Raw genomic sequence first — 12,217 nt, forward strand, 5'->3', positions numbered from 1 at the left:
GGGCGCTCCCCCCCCCGGGGAGGGCCCGGCCAGCGGCCCGGCATCTCCGCAGCCACCCCCGCAAAAACGCCGCCTTTATTCAGAGGTGAGTTGACCCGGCACCTGTTTGCGGGCTTAGATGGGCTTGCGAAGGGGGGCACCCGCGACTTGTCGCGTGTGGGTGTCCATGAGGCATGTTTTTGCAGGCGACCCTTTGCCACTTCCCCATGACCTGACCCCGGAAGCTTTCTTCCGCACCGATCTGCCCGATCCGTGGCAGCGTCCGTCGCGCACCCACGCCACACAGCCGCGTCGCCGCGAGGGCAGGGCAGGGCGCAGCTTTGCGGTGAACGCCCGCTTCCTCACCCGACCCGTCTCCGGCGTCGACCGGGTGGCGCGGGCGCTGCTGGTGGCGCTCTCCGAGCGCCCCGACATCGCCCGGCTGCGGCTGATCCACCCCGAGCGGCAGGCGGTCGATACCGGCTGGATCGAGGCGCTGGAGCCCGCGTTTCGGGCCAAGTTCACGCTCCACCCCTTCGGGCGGCGGCGCGGGCACCTCTGGGAGCAGGTCGATCTGCCCCGCGCGCGCGGCGGCGACACGCTGCTGTCGCTCTGCACCACCGGCCCGCTGGCGGTGGCCGACCAGCTGGTGCTGATCCACGACGCGCAGGTCTGGGACGCGCCGCAGAGCTACTCGCGCAGGTTTCGCCTCGCCTACCGCCTGCTGCTTCCGGCGCTGGCCCGGCGTGCCCGCAGGGTGGCAACGATCTCGTCGCATTCCGCCGCCCGGCTCGAGGCGCTCGGCGTGGTGCCCCGCGGCAAGCTGCGCGTGGTGCTGAACGGCGCCGACCACATGCGCCAGTTCACCGGCGACCCCACCGCCCTCGGGCGCTTCGGGCTCGAGCCGGGCCGCTACGTGCTCGCCGTCGGAAGCGCGGCGCCCCACAAGAACCTGGACCTGCTGCTGCGCGCCGCCGAGCAGGGGGCGGGCAAGGCGCCGCTGCTGGTGATCGCGGGCGCCCTCGGCAACCGGATCTACGGCAGGGTCTCGCTCGAAAGCGGCGCGCGGGTGAAGGTGCTCGGCCATGTCAGCGACGGCGAGCTGAAGGCGCTCTACCACGGGGCCATGGCGCTGGCCTTCCCCTCGCTCACCGAGGGCTTCGGCCTGCCGCCGCTCGAGGCCATGCTCTGCGGCTGCCCCGTGCTGGCCAGCACCGGCGGCGCACTGCCCGAAATCTGCGGCCCCGCCGCCACCCTGCTGGACCCGCAGGACGCCACCCAATGGTCCGAGGCGCTGCAACGCATCGCCACCGACGGCCCGCTGCGGATGAGCATGGGCCGCAAGGGGCGCGACCACGCCGCGCGCTACACCTGGGAACGCGCCGCCGCGCGGCTGCTGGAGGTCGCCCGATGAGCCCGCGCCCCCCCGCCGCCCCCCCGCCGGGTCACGAGATGGGCCGCCACGCGCTCATCATCCTCGCCATGCAGGTCGCCGGCACCGCGCTCTGGCTGCTCTACACCGTGCTCCTCGCCCGCACCCTGCCGACCGAGGCCTTCGCCGCCGCGCTCTATGTCCTCAACGTCGCGCTGGTGGCGGTGCTGGTCATCACCATGGGCCGCGACCAGATCCTGCTGCAAACCGCCGCCCGCGCCTGGGCGCGCGGGGCTCCGGGCGAGATCCGCAGCCAATTGGCCGCCAGCCGCCGCCAGATCGGCGCGGCCACGGCGCTTTTGCTGGCCGGGCTGCTGGCGGCCTGCGCCCTCGGCCTGCCCACCCACGCGACCCACAGCCTTCCGGTCGCCCTGCTGACCGGGCTGATCGCCGGGGCCTCCGCCCAGCTCGGGCTCGGGCGCACCTGCCTGCGGGCGGTCGGGCGGATCTGGCAGTCGCAGCTCGGGTTCTCGCTGGTCCGAACGCTGGTGCCGGTCTGCGGCGGCACTCTGGTGCTGGCGTTCGGGCAGGAAATGACGCTGGAAGCCGCGCTGCTGCTCTTCCTCGCCTCGCTGCTGCTGGCCCTCGCGCTCGAAGCCCTGTTCCTGCACCGCGCCCTCCGGACCGGGCCCGCCCCGCAACCCGCCCCCGATCCCGCCCCCGCGCCGCTCCGGTCGGGGCTGAGGCTCTGGCCCGGCGAGGTCGCCAATGCGGTGCTGATCCGCGCCGCCGGGCTGGTCGGCGCCCTCATGCTGGAGCCCGGTGCCGCCGCCCTGCTGCTGGCCGCCGAGCGCATCGCCGCGCTCGCCCGCTTTCCCATCGCCGCCGCCTCGCAGGCCTCTGCACCGATGATCGCGCAGGCCTTCGGGCAGGGCAGGGGCGCGGCACGCCGGACCCTCGCCCGCGCCAGCCTGCTGATGGCCGCCGGGGCGCTGCTGGGCACCGCCGGCACCGCGCTCCTCGCCCTGCCGGGGCTGCGCCTGCTCGGCGCCAGCTACGTCGCGGCGCTGCCGCTGGCCCTCGTGCTGACCTCCGCGAGCCTCTCCTTCGCCCTCTTCGGCCTTGCCCAATCGGCGCTGATCTGGAGCGGCCACCATCGCAGCTACAGCCGCATCAGCACGGTGATGGCAGCGCTCACCTGCCTTGCCATCGCGCTCGCCGCGGCGCGGGCCGGGGCACTCGGGGCCGCCCTGGCCTGGTCGGCGGGGCTCTGGCTCACCAATATTGCCTATACCCTCGCGCTGGCCCGCCACACCGGGCTGGCGACCGGCCTGCGCGCCGCCGCCCCGGTGCTGGCCCGCGCGCTCGGGCGGGCAGGGGCGGCCCACCGATGAAGATCTGTCTCGTGGCCCAAACCTTCGCCCCGCAGAAGGAAGGCGGCGCCGAAATCTCCAGCCGCCACACCGCCGAGAACCTGTCGCAGCGCCACGAGGTGGTTGTGCTCTCGCTCGGCCGGGCCGGGCAGGCGGGGGCCGCGCCCGGACCCTGCGCAAGCGGCGGGCCCTACCGGCTGCACCGGCTGCGCTATCGCAACAGCTACCTGCCCGAGGTCGGCAAGGCTCCTGCCGGGCGGCTCGCCCGCGCGCTCTGGCACCTGCGCAATGGCCTCGGGGCCATCGACCGCGCCGAGCTTGCGGCCTTTCTCACCGCCGAGCGCTTCGACCTGATCTATGCCCAGAACTCCGCCGCCCTTCAGCCCGCGCTCTACCGCGTGGCTAGGGAACTCGGCGTGCCGGTCTGCCAGCATCTGCGTGACTATGCGCTGCTCTGCCCGCGCACCAGCATGCACCGCACCGGCAAAAACTGCGCCACGCCCTGCCTGGGGTGCCGGGTGCTGACCGCCCGCAAGCGCCGCGCCGCCCGCTCGGTGGGCACCACCATCGCGGTCAGCGATTTCGTCCGCCGGCGCTTTGCGGGCAGCGGCGTCTTTGCGCAGGCCGAGGCCCATGTGCTGCACAACACCAACACCAACCGCGCCCTCCCCACCGTGCCCACCCGCAGGGCCGATTCGCCGCCCGGCTGCTTCACCTTCGGCTACCTCGGGGCGCTCTCGCCGGAAAAGGGGCTCGAGGTGCTGCTCGCCGCCTTCGCCGCCCTGCCTGCGCGTCTGCCGCCATGGGTCGCACCCCGGCTGCTGATCGGCGGGCAGGGGAGCGCGGGCTACGTCGCAGGGCTGAAAGCGCGCAGCGCGGCGGGCGCGGTCGAATGGCTCGGGCAGGTCGCGCCCGATGAGGTCTTCGGCCGCGCCGATGCCATGGTGGTGCCCTCGCTCTGGCACGAGCCGCAGAGCCGGGTGCTGATCGAGGCGGCGGTGCGCGGGCTGCCCACCCTTGCCGCAGGCACCGGCGGCACAACCGAGGTGGTGCGCGACCAGCGGCTCGGCTGGTGCTACGAGGCCGACCGCCCCGAAGCCCTCACCGCGCTCATGGCCCGCGCCGCCCGCAACGGCCCCGAGGCCTTTCGTGAAAGCCTCGCCACCGCCTTTCCCGGCCTCGTCGGCTTCAAGGGCACGGCAGAAGAGACCGGCTTCTACCCCGCGCTCGAAACCATTCTGCAAGCCGCCGCCGCGGCACAGGCACGCCCATGAGCCGCGCCCCCAGGCCCCCCTCCACCCTGCGCCGCGACCTGCTGGCCAACACCGGGCGCCACAGCCTTGCCGCCCTGCCGCTCGCCTGGCTGCAATCGCCTGGCTTTGCGGCGCTCACTTGCTGGCGCATGGCCCGCCGGCTCCAGCGCCACGGCCCGCCGGGGCGGCTGCTGGCGGCGCTGCTCTGGCGCTACGGGGTGGCGCGCCATGGCTGCTTCATCTCGCTCCACGCCAGCATCGGCCCCGGCCTGCGGTTGCCCCATCCGGTCGGGGTGGTGGTGGGCGAGGGGGCTCGAATCGGGGCCGGGGTGACGCTCTACCAGAACGTCACCCTCGGGCTGCGCCACGAGGCCCGCCCGGCCTATCCGACCCTCGATGCGGGCGCCTGCCTCTATGCCGGGGCCATGGTGCTGGGCGCGGTGACGGTCGGGGCGGGGGCGCGGATCGGCGCCGCAAGCCTCGTGCTCGAAGATGTCGCGCCCCACGCCACCTTCACCGGACGGCCCGCCGCACCGCCCCCGCCGCTTGCCCCCACGGCCCGCGAGGCGCGCCGATGAGCGCCCGCCCGATCCGCAGAACACTCGGCTTCCTGATCTCCTCGCTGCCGCTGTTCTCCTTCACCAACCTGCTGCCGATCTCGGTGCTCGGCGCGCCCTTCGCGCTCTACGCCGTCAACTCGCGCCGCGCCCTCAGCATCCTCACCCACATCTGGCCGCTGCCCCTGCTGATCGCGCTCACCACCCTCTCGACCCTGCTCTACGACCCCGCGAGCTTCGCCAGCTTCAGCTTCTACCGGCGCGACGGCAATTTCTTCGTGACCATGGCGGCGCTGGTCTCGGGCATCGTGATGGTGCAGGCCGGTTCGGCGCGAATGCTGCTGCGCCTGCTCACCGTGCTCTCGCTGCTGGCCTTCGCGGCGGGCTATCCTTTCGACAGCAACAAGCTCTCGGCCAACGCGCTGTTTCTCGCCCATAACGCGGCAGGCGGGTTCTATGCGGCCATCGCATTGATTTCGCTCTATGTCTTCCGTGGGCGCTGGCGGCTGATCCTGTTCTGCTCCCTCTGCCTCGCGGTCTTCCTGACCGGCTCGCGCGGCAGCATCCTCGCCCTCTTCACCACCTCATGCTTTGCCGCCCTCGGCACAGGACGCCGCCTGCGCTGGCTGGTCTTCCTCGGGCTGCTGGGGCTGACGCTGGCCACGGCGGTGGAAGGCCACATCAAGCATTACGAAACCACCCATGCCTTCTACAAGGTCGAGTATTCGCCCCGGGCGCAGCGCTACTTCCATGCCAATTACGAGGGCAGCGCGCTGCTCTGGGGCAACAGCGTCAACGTCTTCAACCGCTCCGCCATCCTCTGGCCCCGCGCCATCGACCTCTGGCTGCGCGCGCCGCTCCTCGGCGTGGGCTTTGGCGCCTACGACGACGAGCACGCCCCGCCCGAAGACCCGGCCATGATCCTGCCCGACCCGGTGAACCACAGCGATGCCCACGCCCACCACAGCTTTCTGAACGTGCTGGCCGAGCAGGGCGCCGTCGGGCTGCTGCTGGTGCTGCTGGCCTTCGCGCGGATCGACAGGCTGCTCAGCCGTTCCAGCGACCCGATCTGCCGGCTGGGGAGCTTGCTGATCATGCTGCTGCTGCTCATGTCGCTGACCGAACACCGCCTCTACACGCCCTCCAACGCCATCCCGGTGGTCTATGTCATCGCCTTCGCCCTGACCCGGCTCTACCACCGCGGCCAGATCCCGCGCCGCCTCCGGCCCGTCACCGCGCGCGCCGGTCCGCCCTCACCGCACGGTGGCCTAACGCGGTCTTGACCCTGCTCTTGCTAGCACTCACCCGAATGCAGCAACCCAGGATCAGCTAACATGACCGACAATTTCGCAGGCCACATGCGCAGCCTCACCACCCCGGCCGAGGTGCATTTTTCCATCACCCCCTCCGATGGCACCGACCTGCCGGTGGTGCCGCGCGCGCTCTATTGCAACATCGCGGGCACCGCGGTGCTGCGCGACCGCAACGGGCAGGAGGTGAGCTACGATCTCGCCGCCGGGCAGGTTCTGCCGTTCCGGGCGCACCGGGTGCTGGCCACCGGCACCACCGCCGGCCTGATCGGCTGGGAGTGAGCGCATGGACATCGGCGTTGGCGTTGGTCCGCTCCGCAGCGGGCGCAAGAGGTTCTGGCCCGGGGCGCTGTTTGAGGGCGGCGCGCTCGGGGCCTGGTTCGATGCCGCCGCCGCAGGCGGGCTCTGGCAGGACGATGCGGGCGCCCAGCCGGTGCTGGCGGCGGGGCAGGGGGTGGGCCGGGTGCGCGACGGCACCCTTCAGGGCCACGACGCCCTGCAAGCGAGCGCCGGCCAGCGCCCCACGCTCGGCCGCACCCCGGCCGGCGGGCGGCGCAACCTGCTGAACAACAGCCACAATTCGGGCAGCTGGCTCACCCTGCACGGCGGGGCGGGCAAGGCGCCGCTGCGCAATCACCTGCCCGCGCTGGCCGAAACCCCGCTGCCCGACGGGGCCAGCGGTGCCGAGGCCTCCCGGGGCTTCACCTGCACCGGGCTCACCTGGGCCGAGGGCGATCTCTGGGTAGGCAACTACGGGCTTGCCTCGCCCGGCGCTCCCGGTGCCGCGCCCTCGCTGGTCCGCCTTTCCCCCGATCTCGGCGCCGTCGCGGCCCAGATCCCCATTGCCGCCAACCCCCAGGGCCTCGCCTTCGACGGCACCTGGATCTACTACGCGGGCTCCGGCGCCAATGCCGGGGCGGGCAGCATCCGCCGGGTCGCGCCCGACGGCAGCGGCGACAGCCACGTGCACAGCCTCGTCGATGCCAACGCGCTGGCCCATGACGCCGGGCGCAACGGCTTCTGGACCTCACAGTTCCCCGGCTCCACCATCACGCTGCACAGCGCCGACGACTGGTCGGTGATCACCAGCTTCGACACCGGTGTGATGATCGACCACGCGGCGCTCGACCCCGCCACCGGCTGGCTGCTGATCTCGTCGGGCAACAACGATATCGAGGGGCGGATCGGCGTCTACAACCCGCACACCGGCAGCCTGCTCAAGCAATATGTCGTCATCGGCGGCTATGCGATCGAGGGGCTGGCGGTGCAGGGGGGCGAGATCACGGCGGCCTTCGACGGCTATTACCACCGCTCCGAAATCGCCAATGCGACCTACCACACCAACCGCCTCAGCCGGTTGCGGATCAAGCCCCGCGCCAACGGGCTGCCGGCCGACCTCTGGCGGCTGGACGGGGGCAACCTCGGCCATCCCAACGACTTTTCCTGCCTCCAGACAGATACGCCCGGCGCATCGCCGGCCAGCGTCACGGTCTCCATCGTCGCCGCCGCCTATGACGACAGCGCCCCGGTGTTGGCCCTGCGCCACCCCAGCCACGGCTACGCCTTTCCCGCGCTCGGCCCCAGCTGGCAGACCCACGCGCTGACTGCGGCGGGCACGCCCGCGCCCGCGCCGCTGCAACTGCTGGCCCGCGCCCCGGTCGAGGGTGGAAGCTCTTCGCCGGTGGTGTTCTTCTGGCTGGAGGGGGCGCAATACGAGGCCGGCACCACGGCAACGCCTTGCCAGCAGGTCAACGGCGCCTTCGACGTGACGGAAGCCGGGCAGCGCAGCCTTGCCTACTTCGGCCACGACCTCGCGGATGACGCCCTCAGCGCCACCCTGCCGGACCTCGGCAGCAATGCCACCGAGTTCTGGGCCAGCGCGGCCGCGGGCGTGGTGATCAATACCGGGCAGACCATCGGGGCAGGGGCGCGCACTCTGCCGCAGGAGGACCGGCTTTTTGCCTACGGCGTCATCGACCGTGCGCTCACCGGCGCAGAGACATCGGCGCTGACGGCCTGGCTCGAAACTGCGGCCGGGGTCTGAGCGCCATGGTCAGCGGCCTGGCAGCCCCCAGCGCCCGGATCGGGCGGGGCTGCCGGGCAACCGGCTTGAGCTGAACAGCCGCCTCCGCCCGTGCGGCAAAGGCGCTGAACTCGGCACAAAAGCGCTTCGCCCCGAAACCCGCGGCATGGGCCATGGCCTTCTCGGGCCGGAAATCGGGCAACCACGCCTCGGCGCGCTCGATGGCGGCAATCACCGCCTCCGGGCTCTGCTCCCGGAAGAACTGGCCGGTGACTCCCTCGATATTGGTTTCGCACAGGCCGCCCCGGGCAAATCCCACCACCGGGCGCCCGGCCGCCATCACCTCCAGCGGCGTGATCCCGAAGTCTTCGACCCCGGGATAGACAAGCCCGCGGCAGCGCGCCGAATGGTCCTTCAGCACCTCCGCCGACACCCGGCCCAGAAACTGCACATTCGCGCCCGCGCTGGCCTCCAGCCTCCGCCGCTGCGCCCCGTCGCCGATCACAATCAGCCTGCGCCCCGAGCGGGTGAAGGCCTCGATCGCCAGCTCCGGGCGCTTGTAGCTCACCAGCTCCCCGACCCAGAGCCAGTAATCCTCGGGCTGCGTGCCCGGAGCGGGCGCAAACCCCTCGAAGTCCACCGGCGGGTGGATCACCTCGGCCCTGCGGCCCCAGGCCTTCGAGATCCGGCGGGCGACATAGGCGGAATTGGCGGCAATCGCATCGACCCGCGCGGCGCAGGACATGTCCCAGCGCCGCAGCCTCGGGGCAAAGAGAGACATCGCAGCGCGGGCGGCGAGCCCGGAGTCGGCGCGGTAGATGTGGAACTGGTCCCAGATGTAGCGCATCGGCGAATGGCAGTAGCACAGGTGCAGCGCATCGGGCCGGGTCACGACCCCCTTGGCCGGGCCCGCCTCGGAGGAGATCACGAGGTCGAACTCCTCCATGTCCAGCGCTTCCAGCGCGCGCGGCATCAGCGGCAGGTAGCGCTGCGGATTGCGCCGCCCGCCGGGCAGGCGCGCAATGAAGGTCTCGCGCACCTCATGGCGTCGGATCGTGTCGCTCACGGCCTCCGGGTCATAGGCATGGGTCACGATGGTGGCCTCGGGGTGGAGCCGGCAGAGCTCCTCCAGAACCTTCTCGCCACCGCGCATCCCGGTGAGCCAATAGTGGACGATGGCAGTTTTCATGGTGAACAGACCCCAGCAATGATCCGACAAGCCGGTCAGGCAGCCCTGACGTTGGCTTCAGGGATATGCGAGAGGTGGGCTGCGAGTAAAGGAAAATAGGGTTAACGCACTGATAAAAATGGTTAAATTTTGGTTAACGGGGGCGGGCAAAGGTTAATGCTACCGGCCGTGCCAGCGCACCGGATGGAGCGCCGCACGCCGTGTCACGCCGCGCCGCGCACCCTTAGCCCGCGCAGCGAACCGCGCGGGGGCAAAGGCGGTAGCCGGGCCTGTGCCGGAAGGGTCAGGCGAGCGCGCGGGTGTCTTCCGGCAGGCCGCGGATGGTGTCGTGAAGCTCGCGGTAATCGGGCTTTTGCAACAGCTCCTGCGCCCGGTTCCGGTGCCACGCGAGGGCGGCCTCATGCAGACTGCGCAGCTCGGCATCCTTCAGCAGCTCCTCCACCGCGTCCCGCAAGCCGGGCAGGGCGGCAAAGCTCTCGTCCTTCACGTCGTTCTTGTTGAACCGGCGCCAGTATTTCAGCGCCTGCTCCAGGTCCAGCTCGTCTTCCGGCCGGCCCTTCATCGGGTTGGCCGAGCCGCGATCGCGCTGGACCAGGAAACCCTGGTAGGACCGGATCGTGTAATGCGCCACATCCACCAGATCGAAGCCCGACTCCGAGGCCAACATGCCCTTGAACGGCTCCGCAATCTGCTCGCGTGAAAGCCTGGTGCCGCTGCCGTTGACCCAGTTCACCCGGTCCAGATCGGCCTCTTCGATCGCCGGGGAGTTGTTGCTGAACTTCACCCAAGGAAAATCGCCGCGGGCAATGTACTTCACCGGGTTGCGGCTCCTTTCGCTGTCGCCCCGATAGGTGAAGGTCTCCGTCACCATCTTGTCGTCCGGCGCAATCTCGTCGACCCAGCCGCAGCCGAAGGTATGCAGCGACAGGGTGATGCAATGGGCATCGGGCACGGCGTTGAACAGGTCTTCGAGCCTGCCCTTGCCGGTGTTGACCCGCACGAATTCATCGGCATCGAGGTTCGTCACCCAGTCCGAGCGGCGCAGGCGGGTCATTTCGTTCACGTAGCGGGTCAGGGCGATGTGGTGGCGCGGCGCGGGCATCATGATCGAGGGGTTGGGCATGTGCCGCACCAGCCCCATCTCGTCCAGCCGCTCGAGGATCAGGTCGGTGCCATCGGTGCAATGATTGGTGAAAACCAGCATGTCATTGATCCCGATGGCCCGATTGTGGGCCACCCATTCCAGGATATAGGGGCCTTCGTTCTTCATCGGGGTAATCGAGGTCACGCGCATTTCACTCTGCTCCTGCTGTTCCATGGCCCTGTTGCGGCGGGTCTTGCGGACATTTCCATCAGCAGTTTAGCCGAGCCCGGAGCGCGGGGCCAACCGAAGTCGGCCCCGGGCCTCCGGCGCGGGGTGATCCGGGGCAGGGGCGCAACATCGCCCTGTCGGGCTGGCTAGCCGCCCAGCACCTCGGCGGCGATGGCAAAGCTCTTCATCCGGGCCGCATGGTCGTGGATCTGCCCGGTCAGGATCACCTCGTCGGGCGCGTAGCGGGCAATCAGGCGCTCCAGCGCCGCGCCCACCGTCGCCTTGCTGCCCACCGCGCTGACGCTCAGGGCCTGCTCGACCATGGCCAGCTCGGCGGGGCTGGCGATGGCGGTGATGTCGTCGACCGGGGCGGGCAGATAGCCCGGCTGGCCACGGCGCAGGTTCAGGAAAGCCTGCTGCATCGAGGTGCGCAGCCGTTCACCCTGTGCATCAGTGTCGGCGGCAAAGACATTGATCGCCAACATGAATTTCGGTTCAGGGTTCACCGCCGAGGGGCGGTAGCCGGCGCGGTAGGTGGCAATCGCGTCGTCCAGCGCGGCGGGGGCGAAATGCGAGGCAAAGGCATAGGGCAACCCGAGATGGGCGGCGAGCTGGGCGCCAAAGAGCGATGAGCCGAGCATCCAGATCGGCACATGGGTGCCGGCGCCGGGCACGGCGCGCACGCTCTGGCCTTCCTCGGCCTCGCCCAGAAAGCCCATCAGCTCCACCACGTCCTGCGGAAAGGTATCGCCGCCCGAGAGGCCGCGGCGCAGGGCGCGGGCGGTGGCCATGTCGGTGCCGGGCGCGCGGCCAAGGCCAAGGTCGATCCGGTCGGGATAGAGCGTGGCCAGCGTGCCGAAGGCCTCGGCCACCATCAGCGGCGCGTGGTTGGGCAGCATGATGCCGCCCGCGCCCACGCGGATCGTGCTGGTCGCGCCCGCCACGTGGCCGATCAGCACGGCGGTCGCGGCGCTGGCGATGCCGACCATGTTGTGATGCTCGGCCATCCAGTAGCGCCTGTAGCCCAACGCCTCGGCATGGCGGGCCAGCGCGGCGGTATTGGCCAGCGCCTCGGCCTGGGTGGCCCCCTGCGGAACAGGGGAGAGATCGAGCACGGAATAGGGAATCATGTCAGGGCTTTCTGTGGTGGTCCCGCGCATCTAGCGCCGCCCCCCGGGCTGGCAACCGCCCGCCTGCACCCGGCCCCCAAAACGAAAAACGCCCGGGCAGGCCCAGGCGCGTTTTCATCGGATGGTGAGGGGAAGCGCCGTCAGCCGCCCCAGCTGCGGACCACGCCGCAATCCATGTGCACGAAGTTGGAGCCGTGGTAGCGGCCCACGCCACCGGCGCGGCAGGCTTCGGCGGCCTTGGCCATCTGGTTCACCGAGCGCGACTTCAGCCGCAGGTCGGCGGCCTGGCCCTTCAGGTGCAGCGAGTTCTTGGCAACGCCGGAGGAGCGCGAGCGCAGCATGGCGTTGGTGGCCGGGCTGCGGTAGCCCGAAAGCAGCATGTAGGGTTCGTTCACATCCAGCAGGTTGTGGGCGGCGGCGATGATGTCGAGGGTGCGGATGTCGATCGCCTTCACCTCGTCGCGGCGCCAGTCCCGCATGAAGTAGTTCACTTCCTTGACCGAGTCCTTGATGTAGTCGCCTTCGATCCAGTAGATCGCGTCCATGCTTTCGCCGGTCCGGCCGTTGTACATCTTGAGGCGGCGAATATCTCCTGCGCCTCGAAGGAACCCGGCGGCCTTGGTATACGTTGGGGCTGCAACCAGTGCTGTTGCTGCAAACGCTCCCAGTACCCCGCGCCGCGAGAATTTCGGTGATCCTGTCTCCGTGGTCATGCCTGT

Annotated in this window: 11 protein-coding genes; 7 read left to right on the forward strand and 4 right to left on the reverse strand. The window is 70.6% G+C overall.

Features of this window, described 5'->3' with window-relative positions; genetic code table 11:
- Positions 1-193 precede the first annotated feature (193 nt).
- The 7 genes from GTH22_RS04425 to GTH22_RS04455 are packed head-to-tail and all read left to right on the forward strand — an operon-like array spanning position 194 to position 7,888.
- Positions 194-1,393: a glycosyltransferase family 1 protein gene (locus GTH22_RS04425; RefSeq protein ID WP_252943526.1), complete on the forward strand. Its 1,200-nt coding sequence runs from the start codon at positions 194-196 to the stop codon at positions 1,391-1,393.
- On the forward strand, positions 1,390-2,745 hold the full coding sequence (locus GTH22_RS04430) for an oligosaccharide flippase family protein (protein ID WP_252943528.1): 1,356 nt from the start codon (positions 1,390-1,392) through the stop codon (positions 2,743-2,745). Before GTH22_RS04425 ends, GTH22_RS04430 begins: the two co-directional genes overlap by 4 nt.
- Positions 2,742-3,998: a glycosyltransferase gene (locus GTH22_RS04435; RefSeq protein ID WP_252943530.1), complete on the forward strand. Its 1,257-nt coding sequence runs from the start codon at positions 2,742-2,744 to the stop codon at positions 3,996-3,998. Before GTH22_RS04430 ends, GTH22_RS04435 begins: the two co-directional genes overlap by 4 nt.
- Positions 3,995-4,555: a serine O-acetyltransferase gene (locus GTH22_RS04440; RefSeq protein ID WP_252943532.1), complete on the forward strand. Its 561-nt coding sequence runs from the start codon at positions 3,995-3,997 to the stop codon at positions 4,553-4,555. Before GTH22_RS04435 ends, GTH22_RS04440 begins: the two co-directional genes overlap by 4 nt.
- Positions 4,552-5,817, forward strand: coding sequence for an O-antigen ligase (locus tag GTH22_RS04445; RefSeq protein ID WP_252943534.1), 1,266 nt, complete (start codon positions 4,552-4,554; stop codon positions 5,815-5,817). Before GTH22_RS04440 ends, GTH22_RS04445 begins: the two co-directional genes overlap by 4 nt.
- Before the next feature lie 51 nt (positions 5,818-5,868).
- On the forward strand, positions 5,869-6,126 hold the full coding sequence (locus GTH22_RS04450) for a hypothetical protein (protein ID WP_252943536.1): 258 nt from the start codon (positions 5,869-5,871) through the stop codon (positions 6,124-6,126).
- A 4-nt stretch (positions 6,127-6,130) separates the two neighbouring features.
- Entirely contained in the window at positions 6,131-7,888 is a 1,758-nt protein-coding gene (locus GTH22_RS04455) for a hypothetical protein (RefSeq protein ID WP_252943538.1), read from the forward strand.
- Here the strand turns inward: GTH22_RS04455 and GTH22_RS04460 are convergent.
- From GTH22_RS04460 to GTH22_RS04475, 4 genes are all read right to left on the reverse strand, one after another.
- On the reverse strand, positions 7,830-9,056 hold the full coding sequence (locus GTH22_RS04460) for a glycosyltransferase (protein WP_252943540.1): 1,227 nt from the start codon (positions 9,054-9,056) through the stop codon (positions 7,830-7,832). The two genes, GTH22_RS04455 and GTH22_RS04460, sit on opposite strands and share 59 nt — an antisense overlap.
- A 283-nt stretch (positions 9,057-9,339) precedes the next feature.
- Positions 9,340-10,374 (reverse strand): glycosyltransferase family 2 protein, encoded by a 1,035-nt coding sequence (locus GTH22_RS04465; protein ID WP_252943542.1) that lies wholly within the window; start codon positions 10,372-10,374, stop codon positions 9,340-9,342.
- Positions 10,375-10,514: 140 nt separating this feature from the next.
- On the reverse strand, positions 10,515-11,495 hold the full coding sequence (locus GTH22_RS04470) for an MsnO8 family LLM class oxidoreductase (protein ID WP_252947567.1): 981 nt from the start codon (positions 11,493-11,495) through the stop codon (positions 10,515-10,517).
- A gap of 143 nt (positions 11,496-11,638) precedes the next feature.
- A complete protein-coding gene (locus tag GTH22_RS04475; RefSeq protein WP_252943543.1) occupies positions 11,639-12,211 on the reverse strand; it encodes a DUF882 domain-containing protein in 573 nt (190 codons plus the stop codon).
- Positions 12,212-12,217 lie beyond the last annotated feature (6 nt).

The sequence above is a fragment of the Oceanicola sp. 502str15 genome, assembly GCF_024105635.1.
Taxonomy (GTDB): Bacteria; Pseudomonadota; Alphaproteobacteria; order Rhodobacterales; family Rhodobacteraceae; genus Vannielia.